This window comes from Pedobacter namyangjuensis (assembly GCF_003313325.1).
GTDB classification, from domain to species: Bacteria; Bacteroidota; Bacteroidia; order Sphingobacteriales; family Sphingobacteriaceae; genus Pedobacter; species Pedobacter namyangjuensis.
In genome coordinates, this window is sequence record NZ_QMHQ01000002.1 from 468488 (window position 1) to 486356 (window position 17869).

General features: G+C 36.7%; 15 protein-coding genes. 2 read left to right on the plus strand and 13 right to left on the minus strand.

Translation table 11 applies throughout. The features are described from left to right. Nucleotides 1-41: 41 nt before the first annotated feature. The 13 genes from DUT69_RS09175 to DUT69_RS09235 form a co-directional block, all read right to left on the minus strand. The gene (locus tag DUT69_RS09175) at nt 42-749 is read right to left on the minus strand and encodes a sulfite exporter TauE/SafE family protein (protein WP_162796232.1); all 708 of its coding nucleotides are present in this window, start codon (nt 747-749) and stop codon (nt 42-44) included. Further along, a complete protein-coding gene (locus DUT69_RS09180; protein WP_113652935.1) occupies nt 746-1174 on the minus strand; it encodes a FixH family protein in 429 nt (142 codons plus the stop codon). The genes DUT69_RS09175 and DUT69_RS09180 overlap by 4 nt, the downstream gene beginning before the upstream one ends. Before the next feature lie 11 nt (nt 1175-1185). After that, complete coding sequence (ccoG, locus tag DUT69_RS09185; protein ID WP_113652936.1) at nt 1186-2556, minus strand: cytochrome c oxidase accessory protein CcoG; 1371 nt, start codon at nt 2554-2556, stop codon at nt 1186-1188. Continuing rightward, on the minus strand, nt 2534-3469 hold the full coding sequence (locus tag DUT69_RS09190) for a cbb3-type cytochrome c oxidase N-terminal domain-containing protein (RefSeq protein WP_240186687.1): 936 nt from the start codon (nt 3467-3469) through the stop codon (nt 2534-2536). Before DUT69_RS09190 ends, ccoG begins: the two co-directional genes overlap by 23 nt. Then, complete coding sequence (locus DUT69_RS09195) at nt 3456-3638, minus strand: hypothetical protein (RefSeq protein WP_113652937.1); 183 nt, start codon at nt 3636-3638, stop codon at nt 3456-3458. The genes DUT69_RS09190 and DUT69_RS09195 overlap by 14 nt, the downstream gene beginning before the upstream one ends. Before the next feature lie 2 nt (nt 3639-3640). Then, nucleotides 3641-5782: a cytochrome-c oxidase, cbb3-type subunit I gene (gene ccoN / locus DUT69_RS09200; protein WP_113653447.1), complete on the minus strand. Its 2142-nt coding sequence runs from the start codon at nt 5780-5782 to the stop codon at nt 3641-3643. 79 nt (nt 5783-5861) lie between these two features. Further along, nucleotides 5862-6065 carry a cbb3-type cytochrome oxidase assembly protein CcoS gene (ccoS, locus tag DUT69_RS09205; protein WP_113652938.1) on the minus strand — a complete coding sequence of 68 codons (204 nt, stop codon included), beginning with the start codon at nt 6063-6065 and terminating at the stop codon, nt 5862-5864. Continuing rightward, entirely contained in the window at nt 6062-8446 is a 2385-nt protein-coding gene (locus DUT69_RS09210) for a heavy metal translocating P-type ATPase (RefSeq protein WP_113652939.1), read from the minus strand. The genes ccoS and DUT69_RS09210 overlap by 4 nt, the downstream gene beginning before the upstream one ends. Before the next feature lie 20 nt (nt 8447-8466). Next, on the minus strand, nt 8467-9813 hold the full coding sequence (gene hemN / locus DUT69_RS09215) for an oxygen-independent coproporphyrinogen III oxidase (protein ID WP_113652940.1): 1347 nt from the start codon (nt 9811-9813) through the stop codon (nt 8467-8469). 2 nt (nt 9814-9815) lie between these two features. Beyond that, nucleotides 9816-10244: a Rossmann-fold NAD(P)-binding domain-containing protein gene (locus tag DUT69_RS09220; protein WP_113652941.1), complete on the minus strand. Its 429-nt coding sequence runs from the start codon at nt 10242-10244 to the stop codon at nt 9816-9818. 351 nt (nt 10245-10595) lie between these two features. Further along, on the minus strand, nt 10596-11627 hold the full coding sequence (locus DUT69_RS09225) for a response regulator (protein ID WP_113652942.1): 1032 nt from the start codon (nt 11625-11627) through the stop codon (nt 10596-10598). Nucleotides 11628-11639: 12 nt separating this feature from the next. Further along, complete coding sequence (locus DUT69_RS09230; protein ID WP_113652943.1) at nt 11640-12824, minus strand: PAS domain-containing sensor histidine kinase; 1185 nt, start codon at nt 12822-12824, stop codon at nt 11640-11642. Between the two features lie 53 nt (nt 12825-12877). Beyond that, nucleotides 12878-14653 (minus strand): hypothetical protein, encoded by a 1776-nt coding sequence (locus tag DUT69_RS09235; RefSeq protein WP_113652944.1) that lies wholly within the window; start codon nt 14651-14653, stop codon nt 12878-12880. 385 nt (nt 14654-15038) lie between these two features. Between DUT69_RS09235 and DUT69_RS09240 the strand changes: the two genes are divergently transcribed. After that, nucleotides 15039-15881, plus strand: a complete 843-nt coding sequence (locus DUT69_RS09240; RefSeq protein ID WP_113652945.1) for a universal stress protein — start codon at nt 15039-15041, stop codon at nt 15879-15881. 57 nt (nt 15882-15938) lie between these two features. Continuing rightward, a complete protein-coding gene (locus DUT69_RS09245; protein WP_113652946.1) occupies nt 15939-17849 on the plus strand; it encodes an ATP-dependent DNA helicase in 1911 nt (636 codons plus the stop codon). Nucleotides 17850-17869 lie beyond the last annotated feature (20 nt).

Consider the following 17869-nt stretch of genomic DNA (forward strand, 5'->3'; position numbering starts at 1 on the left):
ATTATAAAAATTAAATTCTATTAAAATACATTTTGAGCGACCTACTTACATTCAACTACATTTTGATGCTGATGGTTATGTGTTTTAGTATCGGGCGATAAAAATGCGACGCCCAAATCTGCAGAACGTAAAATAAATAACGCTCCCATAAACAACATAAACCAAGGCACTAGTTTTTGAGTATTAAAACGAATGTATTTGTTTAAATAGATACCGCCAAAGGAAATTAAAAGCATTAATGGTGTTGTACCTAGACCAAACAAAAACATAAAGCTTGCCCCCTCTCTAACACTTGCACTATTTAAAGCAGTAGCAAGCGCCAAGTACACCATTCCGCAGGGGATTAAGCCGTTTAAAAAACCGGCAAGAAACCCCCACAATGGCATACCAAATATTTTGCCCATTAATTTACTTACGGGTATTAGCATTATAGATTGAAGATAGCTGAGTGATTTACTGTACCTACCACTTAATTGTAAACCAACAAAAACAACCAATACAATCCCAATGGTAAAACTTAAGGTTTTCTGATTTGCGAAAACGCTAAAGCTATTTCCAATAAAACCTACCAATATACCTAAAAGCGTGTAGGTTAAAATGCGTCCTAATTGATAGGATATAACCTGAAAAGCAGATTTTAAGAAGCTAGCTTTTTGCAAGGGTAAACTTAGCATCAACGGGCCGCACATAACAGCGCAATGCAAACTCCCCAACAAACCCATTAAAAAAGCTAAATGTAAACTGCTCACAAGGTGATGTTTTTGTTATATTGATAATTTTTGCCCTTGCTGGTCCACTTCAAATCCAGAGCCCAAAGGCCTTTATTAAATAGTTGGCTATCTACAATAATTAAATTGGCTTCGCCTATGGTCTCCCCTTTTGACGACCTATCTTCTTTAGCTTTAGAAGCATTATTTATCTTTAAATGGTAAGTGGCGCTGTCTTTAAGCTGAATTATAATTTTACTGGCCTCAATCTTAATTACTGGCTCTGCTTTGTCTAAAAGTGTATTTCGTTTAGCATCATATTCTTTATTGTAAGCGAGTCCTTTTTCATAATAGTCTTCTTCAACCAAAGAATCGTTTCCATGTACGCTGAACATATAAACCACCATACCAATTACAAACAACATAAAAGTTGCCATCCCTAAAACTAATTTTGTGCCCCAATTCATAAGCTTTATTTTTATTGTGGTTGCGAAAAAAACGTGGTCTCTGCCGAGCTAACTATTCTATTATTTGAGTTTACTTCGAACTTAACATCTGTCTTGTAACTCTTTAAATCCTTCGGATTTTTAATCAAGAAAAAAGTGATGCTAACTGTCCCTTCCTTAGGCAACATCCCGGTCTTTTGTATAAATTCTATTTTATCATCCGGGTTATCAGATCTAAAAACAAAGTTGATGTCTTTATTGGTTTTGTTAATCAACTCTGCATTGTATAGATTGCTAATAGTTCCGTCTGGCCTAGCCTGATAAGTTGTGCCACTTGCACGTAAAACTGTTGTTTGTACCTCGGTTCGTTTATAAACTAGAGATGAGAATATCAGAATCACCACAAATAAAACGGCCGTATAACCGTATGCTTTAATACCTAACTTAAATGGTTTCCTCTCAGCAATAAAATCCTGACTGTAAAAACCAATTAAATTTTCGGGTTTATGTATTTTAAGCATTACCTCGTTACAGCTATCGATACAAGCCGTGCAATTAACACACTCCAACTGCGTACCTTTTCTAATATCTATACCAGTTGGGCAAACTTGAACGCATAATCCGCAGTCTACGCAATCGCCTTTGCTTGAGTCTATCACCGCCTTTTGTAATTTGCCCCTAGGTTCACCTCGGTTTTCATCGTACGCTACAATTAAGCTTTGGTTATCCAATAAAACGCCTTGTAATCTTCCGTAAGGACAAATTACCGTACAAACAACTTCCCTAACGTAGGCAAAAACGAAATAGAAAACAGCAGTAAATAACCAGATTGACAGAAACCCTGAAACATGTTGGTTAATTGGTTCGGTAATAATTTTGTAGAGTTGTTGCGAGCCAATTAGATAAGCTAAAAAAGTATTAGCTATTAAGAATGATATAAAAACGAAAATGCTGTGCTTAAAACCTTTTTTTAAAACCTTTTCACGTGTCCAAGGTTGGGCATCTAACTTTTTCTGTTGATTTGCATCACCTTCAATCCAATATTCGATTCTTCTAAAAACCATCTCCATGAAAATGGTTTGCGGACAAACCCATCCGCACCATAATCTGCCTAGCACTACCGTAAAGCAAACTATAAAAATTAGCACTACCAACATTGCCAATGCAAATAGATAAAAATCTTGCGGTGTAAATATCAATCCAAAGAATACAAATTTGCGTTCGATAAAATTGATTAACACCATTTGTTCGCCACCCATTTTTAGATGCGGTGCAGCAAATAAAAATAGCAAAAGAACATAACTTACCCATTTACGATAGTTGTATAACTTACCAGCTGGTTTTTTCGGATAAAGGAAGTTACGTCCTTTTTTCTCTTTGCTATTTTTTTGCGGTTGTATCATTTGCTACTGTTCCTTCTGCACTGTTCGATACATATTTCTCCCCTTGTGCACTTTTTGCACCTGCCGGATTTGAACCCTGCAAAGACAAAATGTAATTGGTAACCTCACTTATTTTTTGTGAGGTTAAATTTTTCTCCCAGCTTACCATTCCTTTTGCCGGCACACCATATTTAACTACCTTGAAAACATCACTTACGCTTCCGCCGTGCAACCAAAACTCATCTGTTAGGTTCGGCCCCACCAATCCTTGGCCCTTATCGCCATGACAAGCAATGCAGTTAGCATCGAAAACCATTTTACCATTGGCAACCTGAGTGGCGTCAATCTTTACAGTATTTTCATCGAAATTGGTGGTAGATTTTGCTAAAAAAGCACGTTTTGCAACATCTGCTTTAGCGATCTCAGTAGCATACTCATCGTCTTGCCTTTCTCCATATTCGCCAACATGGTAATAATACAGGTAGCCTGCTGCGAAAATCAAGGTTCCATAAAAAAGCACATTAAACCAAGCTGGTATCGGATTATTCAACTCCTTAATTCCATCATAAGCATGTGGAATCTCTAAACCTTTCTCCTCCTCAATCGGTCTTAAACTAAGTAGCTTTGTCCAAATATTTGGCTTTGTTTTATTCTGCACAAGCCATTCATCGTAATCTAGTAAAGGATCTGCTTTAAATTTAATATAAGGTTGCGGATTAGTTTTTTCCTTCAACATTATTTTAAATGCGTTAAACAACGTAACCGAAACCAGCAATAAAACTATGGCAAATAAAAGCAGAGCGATGATTAATATTTCAGTTGTACTTAAACCTAAGCTAGGCGCTTGAATAGTCGGTGCAACAACTTCTTCGGTTTGGGCAAAAGCGCCAAAGCCAAGAAACATAAATGAAAGCAATAATTTAGTCCTCTTCATCGGTATTATTTTGTTGGTTTTCGAAAGGTAGATTACTCATAATTTGGATATGGCCCTTGCTCATTTTGTACAGATAAACCGCCACAATAAGGAAGAAAACCATAAAGATGATAAGCGAAGTAATTAAGTAAAATTCGCCTCCTGCTAAGTCTTTTAATTGTTTAAACATAACTATTGATTTGATGGAATAGTTGATTTGTTAGCTTTGATATCTGCACCTAAACGCTGTAAGTAGGCAATTAAAGCAATAATTTCTTTGTCGCTTTTAACATTGATGTTGTTCTGTTTCAGGTCTGCCGAAATTTCTTCTGCCTGTTGTTTCAACTTGTCGTTGGCTTCTAGTTCAAAGCCTTTACGATACGGAACACCTAAAGTTTGCATCGCTTTAATTTTGGCTTCTGTAGTAGAAATATCCAAGGTTTGTGTAATTAGCCAAGGATACGGAGGCATAATACTTCCAGGCGACATTGAATTGGGATCTAACATGTGGTTAAAATGCCAAGCATTAGAGTATTTCCCTCCTAACCTGTGCAAATCTGGTCCGGTTCTTTTACTTCCCCATAAAAATGGATGATCGTAAACATATTCTCCAGCTTTGCTGTACTCGCCATATCTTTCAGTTTCTGAACGGAATGGTCGAACGGTTTGGGTATGGCAGTTTACACATCCTTCTTTAATGTATAAATCTCTACCCTGTAACTCTAAAGGTGTGTAAGGTTTAACAGATGCAATGGTTGGTATGTTAGATTCGATAGTAAACGTTGGCATCATCTCTATCATACCTCCAATTAAGATTACAATTAAAGAGAACACCATAAACTTCATCGGCTTGCGCTCCAAAACGCGGTGCCATTTTTTATCTGCAGGATCAGTTTCTTCAATTTCCGGCGCTAGAGGCATTGCTTCGGCAGTTTCGTCGGCTACCAAACTACCCTTTAACATAGTTTTTCCTAAGTTGTAAGCCATAACAACTACACCAGATAAGTATAGTGCACCACCAATTCCACGCAAAACATGCATCGGTATTATTTGCAATGTTGTAGTTAAAAAGTTAGGATATTTTAACAAGCCTTCTTGGGTAAACTCTTTCCACATTAAACCTTGTGTAAAACCTGCCCAATACATTGGCACTGCGTAAAACAAAATACCTAATGTGCCCACCCAGAAATGGAACGATGCCATTTTTTTAGAGTATAGCTCAGTTTTGTAGATTCTTGGCACCAACCAATACATAATACCAAAGGTTAAAAAACCATTCCAGCCAAGTGCACCAACATGTACATGGGCTACAATCCAATCCGTAAAGTGAGCAACAGCATTTATTTGTTTCAACGAAAGCATTGGACCTTCAAATGTTGCCATACCATAAGCGGTAAGCGCAACCACCATAAACTTTAAGGTTACATCTTCCCTAACTTTATCCCAAGCTCCACGTAAGGTTAGCAAGCCGTTAATCATACCTCCCCAACTTGGTGCAATAAGCATTATTGAAAAAGCTACGCCTAAAGATTGGGCCCAACCTGGCAAAGAGGTATATAGCAAGTGGTGGGGGCCAGCCCAGATGTAGATAAATATTAACGACCAAAAGTGAAGAATACTTAATTTATAAGAATACACCGGACGATTTGCCATTTTAGGCAAAAAGTAATACATCATACCTAAATATGGCGTAGTTAAGAAAAACGCTACAGCATTATGTCCATACCACCATTGCACCAATGCATCTTGAACGCCAGCGAAAACATAATAACTTTTTAAGAACGATATTGGCAGCTGAAACGAGTTAACAATATGCAAAACAGCAATGGTTACAAAAGTTGCGATGTAAAACCAAATGGCTACGTATAAATGACGCTCCCTACGTTTAAAAATAGTACCGAACATATTGACACCAAAAACTACCCAAATAACGGTAATGGCAATATCGATTGGCCACTCTAATTCTGCATATTCATGAGATGATGTAAAACCTAAAGGGAGTGTGATTACCGCCGAAACGATAATTAATTGCCAGCCCCAAAAATGGATTTTACTTAAGGCTGTGCTAAACATACGTGCTTTGAGCAAACGTTGTAAAGAGTAGTAAACACCCATAAAAATAGCGTTCCCCACAAAGGCAAAAATTACGGCATTTGTGTGTAATGGTCTAATTCTACCAAAAGTGGTGTATTGGTTGCCCATATTCATTTCGGGCTTAAACAATTGCATGGCTACAAGCAAACCTACGGTCATGCCTATAATGCCCCAAACAATTGTTGCAATACCAAAGTCGCGGACGATTTTGTTGTCGTAAGAAAATTTTTCTAGCTGCATCATAAATAGAAAATATTGTGTTTTGTTATTAAGCAAAGGTATTTAGCATGGCAAGCATAGCTGATGACAGCTATTACCCTTAATTGTGATTATCGTCACTTTTCGGATTTGGATCTGCTTTTCGGGTATCTACAGTATCAACTACCTCGTCGTCAAATAGAATTCTTACGCCAGGAGTGTAAACGTCATCATGTTGCCCTGATTTAAGTGACCAGATAAATGCACCTAAGAAAATGAGTGCCATAGCCACACTGCAACCCACTAAAAAATATAAGATGTTCATAAAAGTTTATTTTTACGTGCGTATAATCTGGTGGCTATACTGGTAAAGCTAATAATGGTGATGGTGCTTAGGGGCATTAAAACCGCTGCAACAAGTGGATACAAAGTTCCTTGTACGGCATAATATAAGCCAACGCAGTTGTAGGCAGATGCAATAGCAAAGCTTATTTTTATAATGGTCAGCCCATCTCTGCTAAGCTTCACGAAATTGGGCAGATATTTTAACGAGCTTCCTTTTAAAATTGCATCGCAACCTGGCGTAAAATTGTTAATGTTATCTGTTAGGGCAATACCGAAATTACTTTGTTTTAGTGCACCGGCATCGTTTAGACCATCTCCAAGCATCATTACCTTTTTACCTTCTTCTTGTTTAGCTAAAATGGCATTTAGCTTCTGTACTGGGCTTTGCTCAAAATGGATTTTGGTTTGGGCTGGGAAAAATCGTTGCAATTGTTGTTTGTCTTTTTCTGTATCCCCCGAAAGAATATTTAGATCAAAATCGTTTTTTAAATCGGCAATTAAAGGCTGTAAACCATCTCTCCACTCCTGCTGAATTTTAAAACAACCTTTGTAAATATTTGCAATTACAATGTGTACTCCGTTGCTATCATCATGCTCTATGCCCAAGGGCAAAAGGTTTTTGCTACCAGCATAAACCATTACCTGATTAACCAAGCCTTTTACACCTTTACCCGGCGTTTCTACATAATCAACCACTTGATAAGACTTATTGGCGCCAAGATTTTTTAAAATATGCTGACTTAATGGGTGCGAAGAATTCCTGAGCAATGATGCCACTAATAATTGCTCTTCGTGATTTAAGAAGCCTGAGAAATGCAAGGTTGCAGTTTCTGTAGTAGTTAATGTTCCAGTTTTATCAAAAATAATGGTATCACAATCTGCCAGTTGCTCTACTGCATCAGTGTTTTTTACATAAAATCCTCTTTTGTCAAATACAGATAGAATTGCAGATAATGTAAAAGGCGTACTTAATGCCAAAACACAAGGGCAAGCGACAATAATTACTGCGGTAAATGCCGACCAAGCTTTTGTACTATCTCCCTGATAAAACCAATATGCTAGGGCACTAAATGCAATTACAAAAACACCTATACTAAAGTATTTCGCAATATCGTCGTTAAAGTTTTTGCGTTTGAAATTAGTTTTGTAATGATCCTTATTCCATAATCCCGTTAAGTAACTCTGCGAAGCCAGCTTAACAATTTCCACTTCAATGGCCTCTCCCATTTGTCGGCCACCGGCGTAAACCATCTCGCCTAAAACTTTTTGTTGAGGCTCTGCTTCGCCGGTTACGAAGCTCATATCCAGCCATGCATCGCCTTTCATTAAAATGGCGTCTGCCGGAATCAATTCTCCGTTTCTAATCCATAACCTATCACCTATAGCCAATTCGTTAATAGCAACAGGTTTTTCTTTCCCATCTTGAAGCGTAGTAATGGCAATAGGAAAATACGAACGGTAATCTCTATCAAAAGAAATATGATGGTAGGTACGCTGTTTTACCCATTTGCCCATCAACAATAAAAATATCAGTGCTGTTAGCGTATCAGCAAAACCCGGACCTTGATCAAAAACTATAGTATAAGCAGTGCGGATAAACAAAACCGCAATAATTAATGCCAAAGGCGTATCAAGATTAACGTGTTTATGTTTTAAGCTAGTTATTGCCGAGGTAAAATATTCTTTACCGCAGTAAAATGTAGACGGAATGCAAAAAGCAAGATTTATCCAACCAAATAGATATTGGAAGTTTTTTTCCAATCCTGATAAGCCAAAATATTCAGGAAAACTGAATAGCATTACATTACTCATGCAAAAACCAGCAACCGCAATTTTTAAAATCAACTCTTTGTTAACTGATTTACTTTTCTCCTTAACTACGTCTTGCAAACTGATTAAGGGTTCGTAACCAATCTGGCTCAAACATTCTACAACCTCACGTAAAGAAATATCGCTATGCTTAAAACTTAAAGTAGCCTGTTTTTTAAGAAAATCTATTCTAGAATTATAGATAGCAGGATTAATTTTATATAAATGCTCTAACAACCAAATACATGAACTACAGTGTATAGCGGGCATATAAAATGTAATGATTGTATTTTCATTATCCTTATAATCAATTAATTGAGCAACTATTGATGCTTCATCTAGATATTCGAAATGTGCATTGCTTTGTTGTTTTTGTCCGGGTGTTTGATTGTAAGCGTAATAATTGCACATGTTGTTTTCAGATAAAATCTGGTAAACACTTTTACATCCAACACAACAGAATTTCCTATCGTCGTAATCGATTTTATAATTGGTCAGCGTTTCTCCGCAGTGGTAACAAACCGAATCTGTGATGGTATCCTGAACTTTCATAGCTGTTAAGGGTTGATGTTTTAAATGGCTGTACTAAAAACCTTTGTGGCTGGTTGTTTTTGCCATAACCGCTCGTCGAAAGCCATACATATATTTCTTAAAAACGATTTTCCGATCTCAGAGACTGTAACGCTGTAATCGTCCAGTTTCACAATTTTATCAGCAACCATTGGTGCTAATCGCTCGCTTATAATTAAAGGAATTTGATTGCTAAATTTCGTCTCGTTTTGGCACATCAAATTAAGTATGTGTTTACGGATATAGAGGTCTAAATCAGTAAGTAAATGACCTTTTTCCAAAGCGAAATCTCCTTTATTTATAGTTTTAAGGTATGCTTCAACGGTTTTTAAGTTTTGTGCAAAAGCATTGCCGCTATCGCTTATCGAAGATACGCCCAAACCCAAAAGCATGCTGGTATACTGATGCGTATAGCCCATAAAATTTCGATGTAATTTTCTGTTTTCACTTGCTTTGAAAAGCGCATCGCTACCTAGGGCAAAATGATCCATACCAATCTCCTTGTACCCGGCATCCAACAATATTTCTCTTCCTAATTGGTACAGCGCAAACTTTTCGTTCTCTTTGGGAATATCTCTTTCGGTATAGCGTCGCTGGCCAGGCTTTAACCAAGGCACATGGGCATAGCTATAAAATGCAATCCTATCTGGCTTTAGGTTGATAACCTCTTTAATTGTATTAGCTAAACCATTTAAATTTTGAAAAGGTAGGCCATAGATCAAATCAAAATTAACCGAATCATAACCTATTTCTCTGGCCTTATTAGTTATGGTGGCAACTTGTTCAACTGTTTGAAAACGATTAATCATCAGCTGTACATGTGGATCAAAATCTTGAATGCCTAAGCTTACACGTTTAAAACCGAATTGGTAAAGTGTTTGAAGGTGGTCAACAGTTGTATTGTCTGGATGCCCTTCGAAAGAACATTCTATTTGATCGATGGTATGTTGCTTACCTAAAATGGCATCCAACAAAGTTTTCAGATTTTTGGCGCTAAAAAAAGTTGGTGTTCCGCCGCCCAAATGCAATTCTCTAATTTTAGGTGTTTCGCCCAAAACTTCACAGTACATCTCCCACTCCTTAATAACCGCTTCAATGTAAGGAACTTCTACACCATGATTTTTGGTGATGCGTGTATTGCAACCACAATAAGTACATAAACTCTCGCAAAAAGGCAAGTGAATGTAAACACTTATGCCTTCAGAGCTATTATTGGCATAATTTGTTTTTAAGGCATTTAGCCATTTTTCTGTTGTAAACTTCGCTATATCCCAATACGGAACAGTTGGGTAACTTGTGTAGCGAGGCGCCGCCACGTTATATTTTTTTAAAAGACTTAATGTTTCCATTTTTAGCCCTCCTTTTTATGTGCACGACAGTTTAATGCACAAGCACATGCACTACCCACGCAAATACCTGCCGCCCATTGATCAAGGTTTTTTATAACCTGCTGCATACCTTCAAAACTGGTGTTTGCACCATCTTCAAACGGAACATTTGCAATTTTTACCCCAGCGAGTGCTGCCGCATTTAAATCGATATGGTCTGTAGTAAAAGAGGTAGTTGCAATGTATTTAATGCCGTTAGCCCTTAAACCTGCAATTAAGTCTGCATCCACTTTGTCTTGGTTAAAAACCAATAGTGCTTCCTTTCCATTAACAAAAGCCAAAGTTTCTTTGCTTAAGCTATTAGCAATAATGGTAATGTCATGCTTTTTGTAATTGGCCAAAACCAACCATTCTTTTTCATTAGGTTTAATATTATAAGCAATAGCTTTCATACGATGAATAATTGTGTATGCAAAACTACCTATGCCTTTCGCTAACGTAGATGAGGTTGGTTAGACAAAAAAGTGATCTTCATCACGGTAAGTCAAAAGTGGAAAGTTAAAGGTAAAAAGTTCAGGTAGAAAGTCTGCCACAGAAACTTTAAAATAAAAAGTCCTAAGCCCTGAATACCGAATTAGCGTTTAAAAAGTTTAAATTGGAAAAACCCTAGCTTTACAAGCTAAAAATCTTGGGTGCGATTAAGTTTTAGTTGGTTCGACATGGTAGACAGTTAAAACTACGTGAGGACGAACTGCAAACCAACAACGAACGACGAATAACGATCAACGCCAAACGCAAGCAACCTACTGTTTTATCTCTTTCAAACGCTTAATTGATTTGATATTAATAGCATTACCTGTTTTTTCTATCAAGTTTTCTTCTTTAAAATCGGCTAGCATTCTACTTACCGTTTCGCTAGCTGTGCCCACAAGTGCAGCTAAATCGTCTCTCGAAATTTTTAATGTGCAAGTATCAGATTCTTTGTCGCCGAATTTATGGGCTACTTGAATCAAGGCTTCAGCGACACGTTTACGCACCGAGAAGTAAGCCAGCTGTAGCATTTGTTCCTCTTTAGCCCTAACGCTGGTTGATAATAGATTTATAAATGCAGATGAAATCTCTTGATGATTAAGTAAATAATCGATAAAATCAGTCTTGGAGATCAAGAGGATTTCGCAGTTCGAAAGCGTTGCCGCATTATCTGCATAAGAAGAGCCACTACATAAACTTTCATAACCGAAAAAGTCGCCATCGTTATACAAGGTAGATGACAATTCTCTTCCATCCTTGAAGCGTTTATAGGTTTTAACCTGACCACTTTTTAAATAATAAAGGTAGTTTGGCTCATCGCCCTCAACAAAAATAATTTGTTTGTTAGCGAAAGAACGAGATTTACCCTTACCTTTCAATTCAAAAAATAAAGCCTCTTTATCAGCCGGTGTAGATTGAAATCCTTCTGGTTTAACTCTACGTTTTAACCTACTCTCTATAGCGTTATACAGCTCAACGTCATCAAATGGCTTGGTTAAATAATCGTCTGCTCCCATTTCCATGCCTTTACGCATATCGGCCCGCTCGGCTTTGGCCGTCATGAAAATAAAAGGTATGGAAGCTGTTTTTGGATTTTTATGCAATAGGTAAAGTACACCATAGCCATCAAGCTCGGGCATCATAATATCGCATAAAATGATATCAGGAAGATTTTTTACCGCTAGCTCCACACCAATCTTTCCATTATTAGCGGTAATGGTTTCGTAACCGGCCAAATCAAGCATCTCCGCAGTACCCTCTCTAATATCGTCGTTATCTTCTATTATTAAAACTTTCTTTGCCATTACAAGTGTAAATTAAAATTTAAAAGTCAATGTAAACGTAGTACCTACATTCTGTGAACTTTTGCAAGAAACCGTGCCATTCATTAACCCAACATATCGTTTTACGATGTTTAAGCCCAAACCTGTACCTGGAATATCGCCAGTATTATGTGCCCTAAAAAACGGCTCAAACAAATTATTTTGATCAACATCCGGAATACCGATTCCATTATCAATTACTTCAATAATCAACTCATTATCGCTAACCGTACTGTTAAACTGTATCATGGTATTTTCGCCAGAATATTTAATAGCGTTAGAAATAAGGTTGATTATGCAGTTTTTTAGGAGATTTTGGTCAATAAAAACATCGGCCTTAGTACCATTATGTTCGTATACAATCAGCTGGTTTTGTTTACTAATCAACTGCATTTCCTCGGTAATCTCTTCTGCAAAAGCTATGATATTAAATGAGGTAGGATTAGCTTCTACTCTACCAGCTTCCAACTTTTCTAGCGACAAAAAATCATTTAATATGGTGGTTAAATTATTAATTGAATTTTTGATTTTAGCAGTGTGTTTCTCTACACTAGCAACATCATTCTTAACTGTATATTTATCTATCAATGAAGCAGATAACTGTATTGAGCTCAACGGCGTTCTAAACTCGTGAGATGCCATGGAAACAAATCTAGTTTTAAGCTGATTCAATTCTCGCTCCTTTTCGAACAATGCGCTAACATGCTCCTTAGCACTCTCCAATTCGTTAATCAGTTTTACTAAATCCTGCGTACGTTCTTTAATTTTTAACTCCAGCTCTTCCGTATAACTTTTGATTCTTATTTCATCATCCTTTTGGCGAGATAAATCATGAATGAAACCTGTAAAAATTTTTCTATCGCTAAACTTTACTTCACTTACACCTAGCCTAAACGGAAAAGTACTGCCATCCTTTCGCTGGCCGTATACTTCCCTGCCAATGCCTATAATGTGTTTTTTGCCAGTTTGGTTATAGTTCCCAATATATCCATCGTGCTTTTCTTTATCTGGTTGGGGCATTAACGTGGATACATTTTTGCCAACTAACTCTTCTTTTTCATATCCAAAAAGCGTTAACGCAGCTGAGTTGATATGCTCTATCGTTCCTTTATCGTCAATGGTAATAATTCCATCAATAGCATTTTCGATAATTGCATTTAGTAGTCTAGCTCTTTCCATTTAAGCCAAATATATTGTTTTTGCCATTTTTAGCGATTAAAATAATCACTAAATTAAATAAGTGTGTTATGGAGTTTACTTTCTGATGCGAGCAAATCGTTGTAATCAAGTTCTTGAATAAGTAAGGCCTTGCCAGATGTTTCGCTATACATTTTTTTATAGTAATTAACTCCTTCTTGCAATTGGTTTTTAAAATTAGTTAAATATTTCTTTTTCTTACCGTTAAGATCTTCGATATGATTTTTTAGTTCAGTTTGAAGATAATCGATATAGAGGTTTAGTTCTTTTATAAAAAAGTGCGGTCGCTTAACTGAAACCAACAGGTTTAACTTGCCATAAATATGTTTTGCCATTTCCTCTAGAGAGTAAACATTAGAGAAATAGGCTAAATTCGGCCCCGGACAAATTGCTACAGCATTATTCTCTTTGGGCTTTAACATATCGTTTTTTAAATAAGCAGATGCGCACAAACCCTCGCACAAACAAGTTTTCTCGGTTATCAAATCGAACCAATGCTTAAATTCTTCTTCAGAAAGATGGGCAGTCTCCAATTGTTTAATCTTAAGGTTTTGATATTCTCTAGATGCCGTACAGATAGGTTGATCTGTAAACTCTGTATTGCTACACAGATATTTCTTTGTACATGCGCTTCCTGGTCGGCCTTTCGCAATACGCTCCAATCGTTTTTTTTCTATACTGTTATGCCTAAAATTATTGAACAAGATGCCCAGTGGAGATGCATTGCTTAGGTAGTAATCGTCTTCTGTTGCATTCTTTAAATTTTCTACCGTCTCAACATCTACGTTGGTTACTTCTGGCACTAATAAAAATGGACTTCCCCAGCCAGTTCCATCCACTTTATAATAGTCTAACAAAAATCTATTTTCTTCTGCAGTACCAATACCGCCTTGCACACTAATTTTCTGCTGTGGCACCTTAGTTAAACTCGCTCGCCCGCCCAAACTAGTTACGTAAAGCTGAGACAATTCTGCAAGCATCTCATTTCTTCGCGTTTTAAATTCTTCTAAAATGGGTCCGAGCAGAAAGCCATCGGTAGCAAAGGCATGTCCGCCACAATTTAAACCAGATTCAATTCTAAATTCAGAAACCCAAATTCCTTTTTTCGCTAAAAACTTCGCCTGTATAAACGCAGAGCGAAAATCGCTCACTTTTAATATTACTTTTTTGCGCAACTCACCCTGTTCATTTGGAAAAAAATCTTCAAAACTAGCTAAATAACTATACAAATGAGGATTCATTCCTGCAGATAAAACTAACGAAGAGGTTAATTTACTTTTTGCGAATCCCCTTAATGCTGCCATTGCATCAGTATTTTCATCGCCTGTAAATTCGTCGTTAACATAGTTCATCTTATCAACCTTGGCCATAATGTTTACGTCTATGTTACCACGATTCATTTTCGCACGTAATATGTTCTCGAAAATTGTTCGCCTTTCTCCGGGTTCAAACTCCATCATTAAATCATAACCTTGTTTAAGTTGCGAGTCTTCCGGCATCAATTCAAAATACTTGCACAGGTCATTTCCTTCCTCAAAAGGTAATTTTTTGATCACTTCGAATTGCTTTGCAACCAAATCATCCAACAAATTTAAATAAGCCGTTAACCTTAAAGCCCTGTAATCCTTTTCTGTTTTTTTAATTGGCTGGTAGGCTGCATTATTTTTTTCAGAATGAAATTGCCTCATTCTCTCCGTTAATTCATCATCAACAATGGAAACAACAGATGATATGCCGTAACGAGCCACTTTAAGCGGTGTATCTATAGAAAAACCTAAACCTAGTACCGGGATGTGAAAATTATGTGCCATTGACTTTTATATAATTTTAAATCTCAAAACTATCTATATCTCAATGATGATGCTGTTGTATCTATCACGCTAAAAAATGATTTCTATCACTTTTGCTCTGCACTAAACTAGCAAACTTCGCTAGCAGTCCATTTAAACCAAAAAATACCGATGTTTATTATCATCACATAATATGATGATTATCAGTTTTATAGCAAGCATACGAAACTAACTTTGGGTGAAATAAAAAGAGATGAAAAAACGAAATATTGCAGAAAAGGTAGCTGAAGAAAGTAGCAGGAAATATGTGATTATAGGAATCGCCATATTGCTGATGCAAACCGCATTTCACTTATTAGTAGGATTTTAAAAATCCACAACTAGTTCTTTAAAGAAAAATAAAGCCATGAAAAAGATTTTAGTCCCTATAGATTTTTCTGACTATGCAAGCAACGCCAGCAAATACGCAATTGCTCTAGCAAAAATATTGCCTGCTAGTTTACATTTTTTCCATGCCATAAAAGTTCCAGCTAATAACCCTATGTCTGGATTAATTGTATGGCCTTTAGAAGAATATGCGGACATTAAAAATGAAGCAGACCGAAACTTAGCTTTGTTTTTAGAACGATTTTTAACAGAAAACAGCGACGTGCCAATAACCTATAGTGTTGAGATTGGTGCTGTAAAAGAAGTTGTAGACAAGCTGTGCGAAGCGCAAAATATAGATTTAATTGTAATGGGATTAGCCGGGGCGGGAAAATTGACGCAATTTATTATTGGTAGCAACAGCAAAATGCTAATTGAGAAAGCTAAAACTCCAATATTGCTAATACCAAAACAAAGTAGTTTTGATCATTTGAAAAAGATTGCATTTGCGACAGATTTACGTGAAAGCGATGTAAACGCAGTGCATAAATTAATTTCTTTATTTTACCCGTTTAATAGCGATATACTATTGGCGCACGTTGCAAAACCAGAAAAAGAAGACAGAAATAAGGCTAAGCACTTTTTAAACTGCATCACCAATAAAATTAACTATGATCGTGTTTACTATAAGAAGTTGAACAATAGTGATATCTACAATGGTTTACAATGGATTACTGAAAACACACAGATTTCTATTATTGCCATGATCCATAGAAACCACACATTGCTAGCCGAAATTTTTGAAATTAGCCACACCAAAAAACTGGCCCGATTTACGAAATTGCCTTTACTGGTGTTGCCAGACCAAGATGAAATAAGTTAATTTAATTCTGTTAAGAACTATTTTCCAGTCGCTTTTTAATTTGGTTATTTTTGTAAGATGATGAGTGATGCCACGCCAAATACCTTAGCCGATAAAGTTTTTGAATTTATAGAATACACTAATCAGTCTGTATTTTTAACTGGAAAGGCCGGCACTGGTAAAACAACACTGCTAAAAAAAATAAAAGCCAATACCGCTAAAAAAATGGCAGTAATCGCACCTACAGGTGTGGCGGCAATAAATGCAAAAGGAACTACAATAAATTCATTTTTTCAACTTCCTCCGGGTTCATTTTTTCCTGGCGATATCAGTTTCCAGCATTTACAATCTGGCATAACATCTATAAAATCGACCGTGTCAGATTTAAGCTATAATAGAGATAAGCTTAAACTTTTTAACGAGCTTGAGCTGTTGGTTATAGACGAAGTTTCTATGGTTCGTTGTGATGTGTTGGATGTAATTGATGCCATACTTCGCTCGGTTCGGAAAAACAACCTACCTTTCGGAGGCATACAATTGCTCCTAATCGGTGATTTGTACCAACTTCCGCCAGTAACTAAAAGAGAAGATTGGGCTTTTTTAAGCAGAGCCTATCCCTCTCCTTATTTTTTTGATTCTTTGGTTATCAGAAATTACCCGGTTTTGCAAATAGAGCTTACTACTGTTTACCGACAAACCGAAGAAACTTTTATAAAAATACTAAACGACATAAGAAACAACCAAATTGACGAGGAAGATTTGAAACTTTTAAACGAACGTTACGAGCCGGAACATGCAAGTAGCGATGGTTTAAACCCAATCATCATCACCTCTCATAATGCAGAAGCAACTGCCATAAACAACAAAAAGTTAGACGAAATTGATGCGGAAGAATTTGTTGTGGATGCAGAAATAGACGGCGATTTTAAAGAACTAGGCTTACAGGCCGAACAACAACTTAGGTTAAAAGTTGGCGCACAGGTAATGTTTATTAAGAACGATACCGGCGAAGAAAGAAAGTTTTACAACGGAAAAATTGGCAAAATAGAAGCCATTACAAACGGAGACATTTTTGTTGCGTTCCCGAGTGAAGATTCTCTACTGTTGCAGAAAAGTTCATGGCAATCTTTTGAATACAAAATAAATGAAGACGATGTAGTTTCACAGCAGCAAGTGGGTGAATTTTCTCAATACCCTATTAAATTGGCTTGGGCTGTTACCATCCATAAAAGCCAAGGTTTAACTTTTGATCACGCAATTATCGACGCCGGAAAATCTTTCATTGCCGGTCAGGTTTATGTGGCTTTAAGTCGGGTTAAAACATTAAACGGACTGATTTTAAAATCGAAAATAAATAAAGATAGTTTACGCTCTAACAGAGAAGTTCTTGCTTATTTAAAACCATTGAGTTTAGCAGATTTGGATGAGCTGTTGATTAAATCGCAGGAAGAATTCATCCTTAAAATTGTATTAGACCATTTCTCTTTTACTAGCATCGGCAACGAACTTGAGTCAATTAGCAAAGATAATGATGTGATGAAAGCGCATCCCGAATTAAAAGCCCAGTTTAAGGTACTTGAAGAAAGTATTATAACGATGACCGCTGTTTTAGAAAAATTTCAAACCCAAATTAAACAATTACACCATCAAGGTGGATTTGCAGAACAAGCGAGTTTACATGAGCGCATTATGGCTGCGAAGGAATATTTTGTAAAAGAGCTTAATTTAAAATCTATTAACCCCATATTAAAACTAATTAGAATTAAGCCAAAGAATAAAATCCAACAGCAGTTACAGCATCAATTGCAAAAATTAAGACAACACATAGAACATAAAATTAACGTAATGCAAATTGGCGCAAATCTGCTAGCAGTGCCAATGGATACCACAAATTACGTTTCTTGGATTGAAAAACATAGAAAACAGGCTCTCGTAGCCCAAGATCGTACGGCAACTAGTAATTCGTCGGTTAATTTACAGTTGTTTTAGTTTCTTATTATTCGTATCCT